Raw genomic sequence first — 16,947 nt, 5'->3', positions numbered from 1 at the left:
ATGGCATCGGTAGAAATGGAGGCGGCCACCGGCCGCTTCCGCGATCTTGGTCAGGCATGGATATGGCTCTTGCGGGTTGGAACCTGTATTGTTGTTCTGCTTGCGATAAACCAGGTATTCAATTTGCACTTTTTTGTCGGCCATACGCTTTTGGCCAACCAGTATATGTATATGCTGTTGCTATTGATTATTCCGACAGTTTTTATTCTGCTGCCAGCAACTGGTTCTGCCCCCAAAAAACGCGTCCCTGTATATGATGTGATGCTGGCAGTTGCGACCGTTGGTGTCTTGGGGTGGTTCATAGCCAACTCTTTGCAGATGATGCAAAATGGCTGGGAACTGGCTGCCCCGCTGCACGCCTCTTACTTTTCGATGGCTCTGTGGCTTTTGATATTTGAGGCAGCACGGCGGGCAGGGGGAACGGCACTCGCGATCATCGTTGCCCTTGTGTCCCTCTATCCACTTTTTGCAGATATTATGCCCGGCCCAATTCGGGGTTTTTCCTATCCTTTGGAAATCGCCGCGGGCTATCACGCTATGAGCAACGAAAGCATCGTCGGAATTCCTCTGCGCGCTTTTTCCAATCTGGTGATTGGCTTCCTGATCTTCGGTGCAGCGTTACAGCATACCGGAGCGGGTACTTTTTTTATCAATCTGGCTTTTGCTCTGCTGGGCCACATCCGTGGTGGTCCAGCGAAGGTGGCCATTGTTGCCAGTGGTCTTATGGGTTCAATGAGTGGCTCAGTGGTCACCAATGTGATGACCACCGGTGTCATGACCATCCCAGCCATGCGACGCATTAAGTTAAGCGCACCTTTTGCCGCTGGCGTGGAGGCCTGTGCTTCAACAGGGGGTGTGTTGATGCCGCCTGTGATGGGCGCTACGGCATTTATCATGGCCAATTTCCTTGAGGTCTCATATGCCAGCGTAGCTCTGGCTGCCATCATCCCCTCATTTCTGTATTTTTTTGGTCTGTTTGTTCAAATCGATTCCCGCGCGGCAAATGATGGGATCGAAGGGTTGGATAGGTCGGAACTACCTTCAATCCGGCAAACCCTGAAAGACGGCTGGTACTACATCTTTGCCTTCGCGCTGCTTGTTTACCTGCTTTTGTTCTTGCGCCGCGAAATGCTGGCGCCATTTTACGCCACGCCGGTTCTTTTGATTATCAACCAGTTGTTCTCAAAGAAAAATCGCTGGGGGCGCAAGGAACTGTTGGCTTTCGTCGATACCCTGACAACCTTATTTGTCGAGCTTGTCGCAATTCTCGCCGGGATCGGATTGATTGTTGGGGCTCTTTCAATGACCGGATTGGCCGGTACTTTGGTGAATGACTTGCTTTCGATCGCCGGTGGATCGCCTATGATACTTCTGGTGATCGGTGCCATGACAAGTTTTGTTCTTGGCATCGGCATGACCGTGACAGCAGCTTACATTTTTCTGGCAATTATTCTGGCTCCAGCCCTGATCTCTACCGGGATGAACCCGATGGCCGTTCATATGTTCATCTTCTATTGGGGGATGCTGTCATTTATTACACCACCTGTTGCACTTGGTGCTTTTGCGGCGGCGTCGGTAGCCCAAGCTGCGCCAATGGCCACAGGGTTTGAGGCCATGCGCCTTGGCAGCGTGATCTATTTCATTCCGTTCTTCTTTGTGCTTGATCCGGCGCTGATCCTTGTGGGCAGCGTAACCCAGATCCTAAGCTCACTTAGTCTGGCTATTGTCGGGGTGCTTTGTTTTGCAAGTGCCATGCAAGGTTATCTGGTTGGCGTGGGACGTTTGAAGCTGTACGAGAGGGGATTGCTGATTGCAGGCAGCATCATCATGCCTCTGCCAGGGCACACAGTCATTCCTTTGAACAAGATCGAGATGCTTGGTTTGTCTGCTTTGGTGATTGTCCCTGTTGTGGCGATGGCTTTTCTGCGGCACCGGCAATCTGTAGCTTTGACCACGAAGCCGTGACGTCATTTTCGAAACCGCTGGCGTCTGGTCCGCAAATCCAACTTATTCCCGGCCCTTCCATTCTGCCTGACAGGGTGCGAGCGGCCATGCACTGCGCATCCATTGATATTTATTCCGGACCATTGCTGGACGTTACAGCAAGATGCGAAGCGGGCCTGAGAGGTGTGTTTGAGACATCAGAACCGGTCTTTCTTTACGCCGCAAATGGCCATGGCGCTTGGGATGCGGCGCTTAGTAACACACTGTGCCGGGGTGAAAAAATTCTGGTGCTGCAATCAGGACGCTTTGCCGTGGGTTGGGGCGAGATGGCGTCCGCAATGGGCTTGCAGGTCGAGATATTGTCAGCCGACTGGCACAGTGCCGTTAACCCGGAGGCACTGTCTGAGCGCTTAAAGGCAGACAAAGCCCATACTATTCGTGCCATCCTATGTGTGCAGGTGGATACGGCATCAGGGGTCTCGAATGATGTCGGGGAGCTGCGACAGGCCATTGACGTTGTAGGGCATCCAGCGCTGTTGATGGTCGATGCTGTGGCATCTCTTGGCACCATGCCATTCGAATTTCAAAAATGGGGGGTAGATGTGGCGGTGTCCGCCTCGCAGAAGGGATTGATGAGCGCTCCAGGTCTGGGTTTCGTCGCTGCCAGCCAGCGTGCGCTGGAAGCACATAAATGTGCAGACCTGCGCACACGATATTGGGATTGGAGCACACGCAACGGAACAAACCACTATCAAAAATACTGCGGTACTCCGCCAGAGCAATTATTATTCGGATTGGCCGAAGCATTTGACATGATGGCCGAGGAAGGACTTTCTACGATTTTCAAACGGCATGAGTTGTTGAAACAAGCTACTCAGTCTGCCATTTCAAGCTGGCATGATGTTGGGGCCATTGCGAATATACCGGTGCAGAAAAACCAGGCATCTTCGGTCTCTGTCTTCAATCTACCAGACGGATTGGCGGGCAAGGTCATCTCTTTCTGCCGTGAAAACTGTGGAGTGACGTTAGGTGGAGGCCTGGGGAGATGGTCTGGGAAATCAATTCGAATTGGACACATGGGGCACATCAACGCCCCGACCCTGCTGGGAGCCATTGGATGCATTGATCTGGCTCTGAATGTGCTTGGCCTTGACCCCAGCCAATACGGCGCAGCGGCGGCTGTACGTGCCTTAGGGCGAGGAGGAGAGGATCCAGACGAAACCTGACTAACCATATATCATCTGTGTGGCCATCACTGGATCATTGCAGCGTACGTAAGTTAATCCTGCAGTTCCGATCTTCGTTGATGAACAAGTCGAGAGTACCCAAGCCGCATTTGAAGCCGGTGCAACCATTGTGCATTGCCATGTGCGCAACGATGACCAGACCCCAAGTTCCGATCCTGAGAAATTCGCCCGCCTGCAAGAAGGTATCTTCGCCCAGGTACGGACGCGTCCGTTCTTTTGTCCAATACGGGCTTCGTCCTGAAACCAGATCTCAATTGGCGTGCCATCCGGCAGGTCGGCTATGTGGGCTGCGAGCCTAATGGCGAAGTTTTTTTGAAAGCCTCAATCACCTGTGGATCTTGAGCAGGATGCTGCGGACGGCCCGAGATATGGGAAAAGCCGAGTTCAGCCAGATAATCGGAGACGACGCTTTGAGAGCACGTTACCTCGAACCGTTCGCTGATTATCCGAACCAGATCGATGCGCCGCCACCGCACAACACCATTTATCTCCCGGTCTGGTCCGGTTTCGACAATCTGCGCCAGTTCCAGCATTTGCTCATCGCTCAGCAAACGAGGGCGTCCGGCTCCTTCGCGGTTGGTCAATCCATCCGGGCTATTCACATCGGAGAAAGTGTAAACCATGTCTCCGGAATAAACTGTAAAGCATGTGTCCGGTATGGACTTTGGGATAATGGCGGAGAGGAAGGGATTCGAACCCTCGAGACGGTTACCCGCCTACACCCTTAGCAGGGGCGCGCCTTCGACCACTCGGCCACCTCTCCGTCGCCGGGGATAGCGCGATGCGTCGCGGTTGCGCAAGGGTTTTTTCGGTGGGCCGGGAAATTTGTCGTCAGGCTGAGGTGGCGGGCTGTGGAAGCGGACGGCGTGCGAGACCTCAATTCAACCAGAAAACCGCGGCGCTGAATTGCAACGCCGCGGCTTTGTCAGTAATTTCGTGCCGAATAAGCCTCTCAGGCGAGGGCCTGATCCAGATCGGCGATGATGTCTGCCGGGTCTTCAATGCCGATTGAGACACGCACCACATCGGGGCCGGCACCGGCGGCTTTTTTCTGCTCGTCGGATAGCTGCCGATGGGTCGTCGAAGCAGGATGGATAATCAGGCTTCTGGTATCGCCCAGATTGGCAAGATGCGACAGCAGCTCGACTTTTCCAACCAGCGCAACACCTGCCTCATAACCGCCGGTGACACCAAATGTGAACACCGCTCCGGCACCCTTGGGCATGTATTTCTGCTGCAGCTTGTGGTAGCGGTCGCCGGGCAGTCCGGCATAGGAAACCCAGGAGATTTTTGGGTGTTCGGAGAGGAATTCGGCGACCTTCTGGGCATTGTCGCAATGGCGCTGCATGCGCAGGCTGAGGGTTTCAATGCCGGTGAGGATGTTGAATGAATTGGTCGGCGAAATCGCCGGACCCAGATCGCGCAGACCCAGCACACGGCAGGCAATGGCAAACGCGAAATTGCCGAACACTTCGCCAATGACGATGTTGTTGTATTCCGGGCGCGGTTCGCTGAGCATCGGATAGCGGCCTTCGCGCATCCAGTCGAATGTGCCGCCATCAACAATGGCACCGCCCATGGAATTGCCATGGCCGCCGAGAAATTTTGTCAGCGAATGCACGATGATATCCGCACCATGCTCGAATGGCCGGCACAGATAGGGAGTGGCCATTGTATTGTCGACAATCAGCGGCACACCGGCACGTTTGGCGATCTTGCTGAGGGCTTCCATGTCGGTCACAACGCCGCCCGGATTGGCGATGCTTTCAACAAAGATCGCCTTGGTTTTCGGGGTGATGGCATTTTCAAAAGTGGTCAGATCATCGGTATCGGCCCAGACCACATTCCAGCCGAAATTCTTGAAGGAATGGTTCATCTGGTTGATCGAGCCGCCATATAATTTGTTGGCGGCGACAATTTCGTCACCCGGCTGCATCAGGGTGTGGAACACCAGCAGCTGAGCGGCATGGCCCGAGGCGACGCAAAGTCCGGCAGTGCCGCCTTCGAGCGCTGCCACACGCTCTTCCAGAACCGCTGTGGTGGGGTTGGTGATGCGGGTGTAGATATTTCCGAAGGCCTGCAGGCCGAACAGGCTGGCTGCATGATCCACGTCCTCAAAAACAAAGGCAGTGGTCTGGTAGATCGGTGTGATCCGCGCTCCGGTGGTCGGATCGGGTTTGGCTCCTGCATGGACTGCAAGTGTATCAAATGACGGGCCGTTGTCAGACATGGATTTTCCTCAATTGGTTTTCGATAATCTCACCGGAACTCATAGCGGATATTTGCCGATGCTGGCAAACAAAGCTGTGCCGCCTGCTGGCAGTTCGTGAAAATATCCGCCTCTTATGGGCTGCGTGCGCGCAACAGAATCTAACTGAAGGCGATCCAGGTGCCATGGCCGAGCAATCCCAGAGCCAGCACCAGAGTGACAAGGGCTGACAGTCCAAAGCCGCCAAAGCGCTGCCAGCCCGGTGCATCTTCCTGAATGAAATGCCAGGCGTGGAGAATGCGGCCGATGACAAACAGGATGCCGAGAATGTGCAGCACAAAGAGCGGCGTTCCCACCAGAGCGGCGATAGCCAGCAGCAACAGAGTGATTGGCATGTTTTCAACGGCATTTGCGTGGCCGCGCATGATGCGGATGAGGTGCTTGTTGCCGCCATCGCCAACGGCAATGCGGTTCTTGCGGCGCAGCGAGCCGGTGCTGTTGCCCAGCCATGTCAGAATGAAGGCGCAGAGCGCTGCGTAAATACCGACAATGGCAATGGCTGACGGATCGAATGGTGTGTTCACTACGTTTCCTATATCTTCATTTTCGGTTGATCTGAATATAAGGTTGGATCGTTTCAGAGCATAGATATTTCGCAAAGCCCGGGCCGTTAATCGCGTCGCGCGAACATTTTCAGACCTTCCGCCCGTTTATAAAAGCCGACCAATACCACAGCTGCTGCAAAGTTCGACAGGTGATGGGCCGGGGCCAGTCTCCATGTCGGACGTGTATGTTCCACTGAGCGGAACTGATATGTATTTCGATAGAGTTTCAGGAGGGGATCAGCCTTACTCACCATGAGTCGGTATGAAACTCGAAATCCAATTTGGGAGGAAGTAGCATGCATAAGAAAATGGCCGCGGTTGCAGGGGCATTGCTGTTATTCGCAACAGGTGCAAATGCGGAATATCCAGAAAAACCAATCCAGTGGGTCTTCCCGAACAATGCTGGAGGCGGAATTCACAATCTCGCCCTTGCAACCTTGAACATCATTCAGGGTGATATTCCGCAATCGATCACGGTGACGGCGATGCCTGGGGCCGGAACGGTTGCGGGAACACGCTTTGTGGCTGAGCAACCGGCAGATGGATACACGTTCCTGTTCATTCATGACGCACCATTTCAAACCAGCGCCATGGGCTTGCTCGGCTTTGACCTTCTGGATCAAATTGAGCCGATTGCCCGTGTTGCGGAGTTCTGCCTTGGTTTGTTTGGAGCGGCTGATGCACCATATTCGGACCTGAAGGGGTTGCAGGCCTATGCAACAGAACATCCGAATGAGGTGAATGCTGCAATCAATATCGGATCGCTGTCACACATCAACATGTTGCGATTGGAAGAAGAGCTGGGAATTGATCTTAATCTTGTCTCTGTGGGCGGGGGAGGGGCTGCCAGTCGCCAGGCTCTGATATCAGGGGAGATTGATCTGATTGATAATTCACCTACAGAAATCGGATCGCAGGTCCGTGCGGGCGATGTGACTGCTTTGGCTTGGTACGGAAGTGAACGCCATCCGGCCCTGCCTGATCTCAGCACGATGGGCGAACAGGGTTTTGAAACCCCGAGGACAAGCTGCGCCTATGGATATCTGTGGGGACGTAAGGATCTTCCGCAGGATATCAAGGATTACTGGAGCGGCGTCTTTTCCGAGGCTTTTGCAGATTCGGCTAATCGAGATGATTTGATGGAGCGCACCAGCATGCCACCAGCAGTTCTGACGGGTGAGGAGCTTGCAAAGTTCGCGAAAGAAATGAACGATGAGCGCCGGTCTGCATTCGAGCGCTTTGGGCTGGTCAAGTAGCAGAACAGATAAGGGGTCGGCCGGGTATTTCCGGTCGGCCTGTTCTCCTTTAAGGCTTGCGTCTGTCTGTTGGTATTCTGACAAATGATGAATTCCTGGAACTGCGCGTTGGGGATGGCGCGAATTCTTGGTGTCAGGTCATCTTGAGCGATCTGTGCCGATTGTGCTCCGGCAGATTGCAATTGCTGACTGATGAGGGGGACCGAAAATGCGAGATATCGTATCAGGCCTATTGTTGACAGCTTTCTCGGCGGTGATGTACTGGCGCGCGACGCTGATAGCTAACCCTGGCTATGATTTGCTCGGACCGGGGTTTCTCCCGAAGTTTGCTGTGGCGTTGATGGGGATTTTGTCTGCAATTCTGTTGGCCGTGGCAGTGTTGAAGCAGGTGCGCCAGACAGCGTCTGCTGAGCGCGCGGAACTTTTGAGTTGGTCGCTCCCTCTGGATTTGATCCGGCAGAGTCTGATTGTGTTTTTGCTGGGGGCCTATGTGTACATTCTTATTTCAGGATGGGCCCATTTCGAGCTGGCTTCCGTGCTTTTTGTACTGTCTGCCGGAGCTGTTCTTGCGCCACTGAAGGCCAGGGCGCTGATAATTCTGGGCATTACAACGGTTTTGGCAGTGTTTGTGGTCTCCTACACGTTCCGCAACATTCTATTCGTCAACCTTCCATAGTGAGTGGGTATGAACGACCTTCTTAATTCTCTTGCATACATGCTCGGGCCAATGCCGATGCTTTATTGCATTATTGGTGTGTTTGCCGGTGTCGTCGTTGGTGCTATCCCCGGGTTGGGAGGCGGCATGTTGATGGCGCTGGTCCTTCCTGCCACATTTGCCATGGACAATCTACTTGCCCAAGTGCTGCTAATCGGGATCTATGTGGGCGGAGTGACAGGTGGCCTGTCATCAGCCGTTTTGATTGGTGTTCCCGGTACTCCAGCTGCAGTCATGACGGCGATTGATGGTCACGCACTGGCTAGAAAAGGCTTTGCAGCGCGTGCTCTTTCGATCGGTATCATGGCATCTCTGTTTGGGGGCATCGTCTCCTGGCTGGTTCTTGCCAGCCTGTCCGCGCCATTGGCACGGCTGGCATCGCAACTTCAAAGTTTTGATTACTTCGTCTTCATTGTACTGGGATTGATACTGATTGCGTTTGCCGGTCAGGGAGCCATTCTGAAATCATTGATTTCAGGCGTCTTGGGGATCAGCCTGGCGCTTGTCGGATTCGACAGTATTTCAGCTACAAACCGTTTCACCTTCGGGGTGCCGTCGCTGTCGAACGGGTTTGATCTGCTTGCGGTTCTGATCGGTGCGTTTGCGGTGCGGCAGATGCTGGTTGACTCAAGTGATGATCGCCAGATCATGCAACAGGCTTCTGCGCGTCTGCCCGAAATTCTTCATGAACTGGGCCGATGCTTTCGCTATTTCGGAAATTTGATCAGGTCGTCTCTGATTGGGACACTTATCGGCCTGATGCCAGGGATCGGTGCCAATATTGGTGCAATCGTAGCCTATTCAGCGGCGAAAGGCATGTCCAAGAACCGTGATGAATTCGGCAATGGCAGCGAGGAGGCGCTTGTCGCCTCGGAGAGCGGAAACAATGCGACGGTTGGCGGCGCGCTGGTGCCGATGATCGCGCTGGGCATCCCGGGTTCGGGTCAGGACGTGCTGCTGATGGCGGCACTTATTCTGCACCAGATCCAGCCGGGGCCACTTCTGGTTTCCGAGCATCCGGAAGTATTTTACGGCATTATTTCAACCTATCTGGTTGCCAATATCGTTACCCTTTTCGTGATGGTTCTGTCCGTGCGCTATCTTCGGTCAGTTCTTTCTGTGCCCAAATATTTGTTGGTTCCTCTGGTTCTGATGCTTTGCACGGTCGGGGTGATATCGACCAACAACCGGGTTGAGGACACGGCCATCATGTTTGCATTTGGCGTTCTTGGCCTTTTCATGTCGTGGTTCCGGTTTCCGCTTGCTCCATTCGTGATCGGATTCATTCTGGCCCCGTTGGCAGAAGAGCGGTTGCGGACTGCGGCGGGAACGGCGCGTGGCAACTGGCTTGAATTGCTGCTGACGCCTGTCCCGTTGATCGCCATCGCGGTGCTGGTTGCCATTGGACTGATGTCTATTATCGGGCGAATGCATTTTCGCGACCAAATGGGCACGCGATCCAAACGATCCTAGCCGAACCCAAAAACAATAAAATTTGAAAGCAAGTCCATGCGACCACCTAATTTTCTTCTGTTCATGACCGATCAGCATCGGGCTGACCATCTGGGTTGCTATGGTAATCCGATTGTCCAGACGCCCAATATTGACGGGATCGCGAACCGTGGACAGCGTTTTGACAATTTCTATGTTGCCTGTCCCATCTGCATGCCAAACCGAATTGCTATGATGACGGGGCGTATGCCGAGCACGAATGGATCCCGCCATAATGGCATTCCGCTGGATCTTGAGGCGGTGACATATGTCGATCTGCTCAGATCCGCCGGCTATAAAACAGCATTGATCGGTAAGAGCCATCTTCAGAATATGACTGGCCGCCCCCTGATCGACAATGCAGGATCGAAAACAGATGATCTGGTTGAGCCGCCAGAAGTTCTTAGTGATGCCGTTCGCGACAGACGAACGGGGCCGGCTTATGAAGCAGAGATGATGAAACTGTGGGCAAAGGACCCAGACCGCGAGATTCAACTTCCCTATTATGGCTTCGACCATGTCCGCTTCGCAAACGGACATGGAGATCAGGTTCATGGTCACTATGATCGTTGGCTTCTGGACCGCCATCCTGATCCGGACGCCTTGCGTGGCCCGTCTTCCTCGTTAAATTCGCCCGGTTTGGAAGCGCCTCAGGCCTGGCGCACTGCGATGCCTGAAGAACTCTACCCCACCAGCTATGTCGCCGATGAGACGCTTTCCTTCCTGGACGGGTTTGCACAGGGTGATCAAAGCCAGCCATTTTTCATACAGTGCTCCTTTCCTGATCCACATCATCCGTTCACGCCACCGGGACGCTATTTTGATCTTTATGATCCCGACGCAATCCCGCTACCTGAAACCTTTGATGTGGTTGGAAAAGACGAACATCCCTTTCTTGCTGCGCTCCGCTCCGAGGCACACACGGATAGTGCCGACAATGCAGGTCCCAGACCCTTTGTGGTAACTGATTCTGGCGCAACGCAGCAGATCATAGCCTTGACCTACGGCATGATCACCATGGTCGATGATGCCGTGGGGCGCGTCCTTGACGGTTTGCGAGCGCGTGGTCTTGATGAAAATACAATTGTCATCTTCACCAGCGACCACGGTGACTTCATGGGAGATCATGGTTTGATGCTGAAGCATGGGCTTCATTATGATGGTGTTTTGCGCGTTCCATTCATCTGGTCAGAGCCTGGCTCACAGAGCGCCAGCACCAATCAACAAGTAAGCGGTTCCATTGATATCGGTACCACGATTCTGGCGCGTGCAGGACTGGCCCCCCAAAACGGGTCTCAGGGGATGGATATCATATCCGGTACGACCTCCAGCGATCTGGCTTCCCGCCAGGGTATGTTTATCGAAGAAGATGAATTGGGCATCCATCTGGGCAGGGAAAAAGGCATGCGCACGCGCAGCTTCGTGACTGGCAGATGGAGGGTGAGCCTGTTCGATGGCATGGATCACGGTGAGCTTTTTGACCGGGAAAATGACCCGTATGAGATGCAAAACCTGTGGAAATCACCTCAACATGCACGGCAGCGCGCTGAGCTGGTGGAATTGATGCTCCGCGAAATGATCCGCCTTGGAGATACCGCGCCCAAGCCCACTCATGTCGCGTAAAGAGAGTAGAAACATGCGTCCAAGAATAACCGGCCTTTGGCACTACGACAAGGTCAGGGCGACTGGCGGTTATACGCTGATGAGTCCTCTTCATACTCAGGAAACCTATCTTGTTGATATGAAAGGAGAGGTGGTTCACTCTTGGTCCCATCCGCTCATTCCCGGCAATTATGCCTATCTTCTGGAAAATGGTAATCTGTTGTGGTCGGGTGAAACACCCGACGGTCCTTCACCAGGTGGCGGCAAGGGTGGCCTGTTGCGCGAATACAGTTGGGAAGGGGAGGTTCTGTGGGAATATGCCGATGACCGCCAGCACCACGATTTCAGACGACTTTCCAATGGAAACACGGTTTATCTTGGTTGGGAACCAATGCCTGACGAAGCAGCACTGCGGGTGCGAGGCGCCGAGCCCGGGACCGAAGATGAGCATGGCGTTATCTGGGGAGACTTTCTGCGGGAGGTGACACCCGCTGGCGAGATAGTGTGGGAGTGGCATGCACATTCGGGTATGCAGATTGAGGATTTCCCCCTGCATTCCATGAGTACCAGGAAAGAGTTCCTCCACGCCAATGCGGTGACAGAATTACCGACTGGTGATTTCATGGTGAGCTTTCGCAAAAACAGTTGCATAGCCATTATCGAAAAGGCAACTTCGCAACTGAGTTGGCATCATCAGGATGACAGTTGGGGGCAACAACACGACTGCTCTTTCCTGGACAGTGGCAATATTCTGCTGTTTGCAAATGGATTGCATGTTCCCGGCGGTGTACCTTTTTCCCGGGTTATCGAGTTTGATCCCAGGTCAGGGCAGGATGTCTGGACATACAGGGGCACGCCGCCATACAGTTTCTTCAGTCCCAACATCAGCGGAGCGCAGAGGCTTTGTAGCGGCAACACCTTGATTTGTGAAGGTTTGACCGGCCGCGTATTTGAAGTTACTCCGAATGGCGATATGGTCTGGGAATTCGTTGCCCCGTGGGAAGGGCCATCTATGGGCGGGCAGTCCAATTCGGTTTTCCGCGCTTATCGATATGCTGCGGATTCAGAACAAATCAGAGGGCGGCTTGGACCCGATCAAGTGTCCTGAGCTGCTAAGTAAGCGGTAGGGATGTTTCGGCAATGCAAAGTCTGGCTCGCGGTCTCAGTGTCCTGGATTTTATCGCTCGCAGTGAAGGCGTGACATTCACCGAGGTTGTGGAAGCCACCGGCTTGTCCAAAGCGGTTGTCCACAGAATCGTAGCTGAGCTATCGCGCAGTGGATTTGTATTTCGAAACCGGACGACCAGAAAATATTTTGGAGCGCCACTGATTGCGGCCTCACCAAGTGGCTCTTACGCGACACTTCTTCTGAGCGCTGCATCACAACCGATGGACTGGCTGGTCAAGAAAATCTCATGGCCGTCAGATTTGTTTGTTCATGAGAGACGGCAGATGGTGATGATTGAATCAAGCCGCCCTTCCTCTCCCTTTCATCTGCGATGGAGCCGGATCGGCAGAAATGCCCCCATACTGCTGTCTTCAGTTGGCCGGGCATTGCTGGCTGCCATGACACCAGAAGAACGCAACGATATCTATGATGAGTTGAAAGCCGAAGGCGAGTGGAAGAACCAGACCAGCTGGTTGAAGAGGCCACTTGACACCATAATTGCCGAGGCCGCGGCGCGCGGCTATGCCGAACGTGAAAGCAGTTTCGCCGGTCCGGTGCTTGAACGCAGCGGAGAGACCTCCTTCGCCGTTGCAATCAGAGCGGGTAGCGTCATTGTCGGGGCGATAAATATCTGGTGGCCATCTTCGGCGGATCCCGATCAGAATTTCATTTCCAGGTTCAAAGTCCCCCTGATGGAGTGTCGTGCCAAGATTGAAACTAATCTTGATGCGCGCGATTGATCTTTCCATTAAGGAGAACATCGTTTTATTGAGTTTACTCCGGCCGATTTGCAGCGCAGCAACTTGCGCGTTTTTGCGCGATCCGGTAATCGCATGTGATGAACACACATCCAGACTCCATTCTTATTGTCGATTTCGGTTCGCAGGTCACACAGCTGATTGCACGGCGGGTGCGCGAGGCCGGAGTGTATTGCGAAATCGCACCGTTTCAATCCGCTGGCGAAGCCTTTGAGCGGATGCAGCCGAAAGGCGTCATCCTGTCCGGCGGCCCGGCCTCCACATCGCAGATCGATTCACCGCGCGCGCCGGACATTGTGTTTGAGAGCGGCGTTCCGGTGCTGGGGATCTGTTATGGCCAGATGGCGATGTGCGTGCAGACCGGCGGCAAGGCGGAAGGCTCCGATCATCGCGAATTCGGCCGTGCCTTCGTTGAGATCAGGAAAGCCTCGCCGTTATTTGACGGCGTCTGGGAAACCGGCACCAGCCATCAGGTCTGGATGAGCCATGGTGACCGGGTGATCGAACTGCCGGAAGGTTTTGAAATTCTGGCGGTTTCCGAAGGTGCGCCATTCGCGGCCTACGCCAATGAAGCGCGTAAATATTACGGTGTGATGTTTCATCCCGAAGTGGTTCATACGCCCGATGGCGGCAAGCTGTTGTCGAATTTCGTGCACAGGATCGTCGGTCTTGAAAACAATTGGAGCATGGCCGGCTATCGTGACCGGGCAATCCAGGAAATCCGCGACCAGGTTGGTGATGGCAAGGTGATTTGCGCCTTGTCGGGCGGGGTCGATTCATCTGTGGCAGCGCTGCTGATTCATGAGGCGATCGGCGATCAGTTGAATTGCATCCTGGTTGACCACGGACTGATGCGCAAAAACGAGGCCGCAGAAGTGGTGTCGCTGTTTCGCGAGCATTACGATCTCAATTTGAAACTGGTCGACGCCGCTGACCGCTTTATCGACGCGCTGGACGGGGAAGCCGATCCGGAGACAAAGCGCAAGACCATCGGACGGCTGTTCATCGAAGTGTTTGAAGAAGAGGCGAAGGCGATTGGCGGGGCGGATTTCCTTGCCCAGGGTACGCTGTATCCCGATGTCATTGAAAGCGTCTCATTTACCGGCGGGCCATCGGTGACCATCAAGTCGCACCATAATGTCGGCGGTCTGCCGGAGCGCATGAATATGCAGCTTGTCGAGCCGCTGCGCGAATTGTTCAAGGATGAGGTGAGGGCGCTTGGCCGCGAGCTCGGCCTGCCGGACAGTTTTGTCGGACGCCACCCGTTTCCGGGCCCAGGCCTTGCCATTCGCTGCCCGGGCGGCGTCACCCGCGAAAAACTCAATATTTTACGCCAGGCCGATGCGATCTATCTGGATGAAATCCGCAAGGCTGGTCTCTATGACACGATCTGGCAGGCCTTCGCCGTGCTGCTGCCGGTGCAGACGGTCGGCGTGATGGGAGACGGGCGCACTTATGAAGCGGTCTGCGCCCTGCGCGCCGTGACATCGGTGGATGGCATGACTGCAGACTTTTACCCCTATGACATGAATTTTCTCGGCCGCGCCGCCACCCGCATCATCAACGAAGTGAAGGGCATCAACCGCGTGGTCTACGACATCACCTCAAAACCTCCGGGCACAATCGAGTGGGAGTGAGAGTGTTCGGATTATAGTATGTTGCCCTTGATCCCATGCTTGGAAGGCTCTGCGTTCCATTTCTTCATGGCATCTTGTAAATCAGCGGGGCGTGGCGCCCCCGCAGAATGCAATGCAGGCCACTTTGAGTAGCCGAGTGAAAAAAAACGGTGCGGGATGGCGAAGCGGGAACGAAGATGGGTGAGGGTCAAAGCCCTTACCAAGGAGGACAAAGCGGCCGTCACGGCCACTTGTGAACGCTTCATCGCCGAGACGCTCAAGCCCCGTTTTCTGCCGGAAATCCGCCCGACCCAATTCAATTTTCCTGTTGATATCCTGGGCAAGTGGCGAGGGAGCAAATACAGCTTCATCACGCGCTACCGCTCGGGCTATTCCGACAATCCCGGAGCAGAGTTCGATTCGGCCTTCACCCGGCTCGATCATGTGGAAGAGAGTCACAGTGAAATCCGATTCGACATGATGTGGCACAGGCATACCGGGCAATGGTGGTGCCTCCATTCCGCCGTCACGCTGGAAGAGGCTTTGCGGCTTATCGAGACCGAGCCGATGCTTCAGCCGATCTCATGAAAGCGAAGGACCAGCCGCGCTTCGATATTGGCACGCTGCGCGAAATGGCTGGCGAGAAAGTGTTTGCGCGCGGCCAAGCCTATCATGACGCCGGACAGGTAAATATTCTCGCCATTGAGCCGGGGCGCGTACTGGCGCAGGTTGCGGGCACGGAGGATTACCGCACTGTGCTTAGGGGGTGCGGCGCGAAAATCGAAGGCGAATGCTCCTGCCCGGCCTTCGAGGACTGGGGATTTTGCAAGCATATGGTCGCCACGGCGTTTGCAGCCAACGCGGCCGGCGATAACGGCGCGGCGGACGGTGCTGGCGCGCTCGGGCGCATCCGGGATCATCTCAAGGCCAGGGGCGTTGATGCGTTGGTCGAGATGATTGTGGAACTGGCCGAGTGGGATCCGGCCTTGTTGCGCAAGCTCGATATGGCTGCCGATGCAGCGTCGGAGGACGAGACTGTCCTGGAGCCCCGTTACCGCAAGGCGATCAACGAAGTCACCCGCACGAGAGGCTTTGTCGATTACGGCGCGGCGCCTCGCTGGGCGAGTGGCGTGCAAATGGCACTCGAAAGCGTTGCCGATCTCATACCCGCTGGCCGCGCGAGCCTGGCCTTCAATCTCGCTGAGCACGCCATTGCCCGGGTTGAGCAGGCCATAGAGGAAATTGACGATTCCGACGGCCATTGCGGTGCGCTGTTACATCAGGCGCGCGATATTCACCTTGACGCGTGCCGCGCGGTGCGGCCCGATCCGGTAAAGCTCGCGCGCGATCTGTTCACCCGCGAAATGGGGGACGATTACGATACGTTCTACAACGCCGCCGCGCTTTACGCCGACGTGCTGGGCGAAACAGGGCTCACCGAATATAGCCGGCTCGCCGCCGAAGCCTGGAAAGAGTTGCCCCCGCTTGCGGGCGGGAACCGCGCGCCGACTGAGTTCTCCGGCGACTACATCCGGCTGAAAAGTATCCTCGATTTCTTCGCCGAGCGCGACGGTGATGTTGAGGTGCGTATTGCCATCCGCGCCAAGGATCTGTCGTCGCCAAGGCAGTATCTGCAACTGGCTGAATTCTGCCTCGCGCAGGATCGGCAGGAAGAGGCGCTGCATCACGCTGAAGAGGGTCTATGGATTTTCGAAGACGAGCGGCCGGACAAACAACTCGTGTTCTTCACCGTTGATCTGTTGGACCAAGCTGGCCGAAGAGCAGAGGCAGAGGCGCATCTGTGGCGGGCCTTCGAGAAGGATCCGAGCCTGGAGTTGTATAAACGACTTCGGAGTGTTGGCGGCGAGGAAACGCGCGAGCGTGCCGTTGCGCACCTTGAGGCGCAGTTGGCCGAGGAAAAACCCGCGCCGTGGCGCGATGCGGCCGATCTTCTCATTCGGGTGCTGATGGAAGAGAAAATGTTCGATGCGGCCTGGGTAATTGCAAACGAAAACAGGGCCTCGTCAGGACTGAAGGAATCTCTTGCCAAGGCGAGTGAGACCAACCATTCGCGTGATGCGCTCAAGGTTTATGCCGACCGGGTCGAAGAACTCCTCCGGGCCGGCGGCAATCACAATTACGAGGAGGCCCACAGATTGATTACCCGCATGGGCGCTTTACGCGGCGTACCCGAACAGGCAGCCTATGTCGCGGGTGTCAAGATCCGCTTCCGGCGCAAGCGCAATTTCATGAAGCTGCTGGAGTGAGGCTGCCTGCTCCAGCCCTTTCACGCCAATTCCCGCACATGGCCCATAGCGCATTGGCGGCTTCGGGGT

14 protein-coding genes, 1 tRNA gene and 1 pseudogene are annotated in these 16,947 nt (G+C 55.0%); 12 read left to right on the top strand and 4 right to left on the bottom strand.

The features are described 5' to 3' along the window. From RAL88_RS03140 to RAL88_RS03130, 3 genes and pseudogenes are all read left to right on the top strand, one after another. Positions 1-1,965: a TRAP transporter fused permease subunit gene (locus RAL88_RS03140; protein ID WP_306267240.1), complete on the top strand. Its 1,965-nt coding sequence runs from the start codon at positions 1-3 to the stop codon at positions 1,963-1,965. After that, positions 1,962-3,170 carry an alanine--glyoxylate aminotransferase family protein gene (locus RAL88_RS03135; RefSeq protein ID WP_306267238.1) on the top strand — a complete coding sequence of 403 codons (1,209 nt, stop codon included), beginning with the start codon at positions 1,962-1,964 and terminating at the stop codon, positions 3,168-3,170. Before RAL88_RS03140 ends, RAL88_RS03135 begins: the two co-directional genes overlap by 4 nt. A 10-nt stretch (positions 3,171-3,180) precedes the next feature. After that, positions 3,181-3,378 (top strand): annotated as a pseudogene (locus RAL88_RS03130) (3-keto-5-aminohexanoate cleavage protein); the annotation flags it as partial. Positions 3,379-3,469: 91 nt separating this feature from the next. Here RAL88_RS03130 and RAL88_RS03125 read toward each other — a convergent pair. The 4 genes from RAL88_RS03125 to RAL88_RS03110 form a co-directional block, all read right to left on the bottom strand. After that, complete coding sequence (locus RAL88_RS03125; protein ID WP_371932139.1) at positions 3,470-3,814, bottom strand: winged helix-turn-helix domain-containing protein; 345 nt, start codon at positions 3,812-3,814, stop codon at positions 3,470-3,472. A gap of 50 nt (positions 3,815-3,864) precedes the next feature. Continuing rightward, a tRNA-Ser gene (locus tag RAL88_RS03120) sits at positions 3,865-3,954 on the bottom strand. A 189-nt stretch (positions 3,955-4,143) separates the two neighbouring features. Further along, entirely contained in the window at positions 4,144-5,421 is a 1,278-nt protein-coding gene (locus tag RAL88_RS03115; protein WP_306267235.1) for an O-acetylhomoserine aminocarboxypropyltransferase, read from the bottom strand. Positions 5,422-5,561: 140 nt separating this feature from the next. Next, positions 5,562-5,984, bottom strand: coding sequence for an MAPEG family protein (locus RAL88_RS03110; RefSeq protein WP_306267234.1), 423 nt, complete (start codon positions 5,982-5,984; stop codon positions 5,562-5,564). A gap of 317 nt (positions 5,985-6,301) precedes the next feature. Here RAL88_RS03110 and RAL88_RS03105 point away from each other — a divergent pair, with 317 nt between their 5' ends. From RAL88_RS03105 to RAL88_RS03065, 9 genes are all read left to right on the top strand, one after another. Beyond that, positions 6,302-7,261, top strand: coding sequence for a tripartite tricarboxylate transporter substrate binding protein (locus RAL88_RS03105; RefSeq protein ID WP_306267233.1), 960 nt, complete (start codon positions 6,302-6,304; stop codon positions 7,259-7,261). Positions 7,262-7,469: 208 nt separating this feature from the next. After that, positions 7,470-7,937 (top strand): tripartite tricarboxylate transporter TctB family protein, encoded by a 468-nt coding sequence (locus tag RAL88_RS03100; RefSeq protein ID WP_306267231.1) that lies wholly within the window; start codon positions 7,470-7,472, stop codon positions 7,935-7,937. 9 nt (positions 7,938-7,946) lie between these two features. After that, positions 7,947-9,449 carry a tripartite tricarboxylate transporter permease gene (locus RAL88_RS03095; RefSeq protein ID WP_306267230.1) on the top strand — a complete coding sequence of 501 codons (1,503 nt, stop codon included), beginning with the start codon at positions 7,947-7,949 and terminating at the stop codon, positions 9,447-9,449. Positions 9,450-9,485: 36 nt separating this feature from the next. Beyond that, positions 9,486-11,090 carry a sulfatase gene (locus tag RAL88_RS03090; protein ID WP_306267228.1) on the top strand — a complete coding sequence of 535 codons (1,605 nt, stop codon included), beginning with the start codon at positions 9,486-9,488 and terminating at the stop codon, positions 11,088-11,090. Further along, positions 11,053-12,177 carry an arylsulfotransferase family protein gene (locus RAL88_RS03085; RefSeq protein ID WP_306267226.1) on the top strand — a complete coding sequence of 375 codons (1,125 nt, stop codon included), beginning with the start codon at positions 11,053-11,055 and terminating at the stop codon, positions 12,175-12,177. Before RAL88_RS03090 ends, RAL88_RS03085 begins: the two co-directional genes overlap by 38 nt. Before the next feature lie 32 nt (positions 12,178-12,209). Next, positions 12,210-12,977, top strand: coding sequence for an IclR family transcriptional regulator (locus RAL88_RS03080; RefSeq protein ID WP_306267225.1), 768 nt, complete (start codon positions 12,210-12,212; stop codon positions 12,975-12,977). A gap of 98 nt (positions 12,978-13,075) precedes the next feature. Beyond that, positions 13,076-14,632, top strand: a complete 1,557-nt coding sequence (gene guaA, locus RAL88_RS03075) for a glutamine-hydrolyzing GMP synthase (RefSeq protein WP_306267224.1) — start codon at positions 13,076-13,078, stop codon at positions 14,630-14,632. Positions 14,633-14,788: 156 nt separating this feature from the next. Then, positions 14,789-15,199, top strand: coding sequence for a hypothetical protein (locus tag RAL88_RS03070; protein WP_306267223.1), 411 nt, complete (start codon positions 14,789-14,791; stop codon positions 15,197-15,199). Further along, positions 15,196-16,878: an SWIM zinc finger domain-containing protein gene (locus RAL88_RS03065; protein WP_306267221.1), complete on the top strand. Its 1,683-nt coding sequence runs from the start codon at positions 15,196-15,198 to the stop codon at positions 16,876-16,878. Before RAL88_RS03070 ends, RAL88_RS03065 begins: the two co-directional genes overlap by 4 nt. Positions 16,879-16,947: the final 69 nt, after the last annotated feature.

The organism is Pararhizobium sp. IMCC3301 (assembly GCF_030758315.1).
Lineage (GTDB): Bacteria > Pseudomonadota > Alphaproteobacteria > Rhizobiales.
This window is presented reverse-complemented; position numbering and strand designations above follow the sequence as displayed.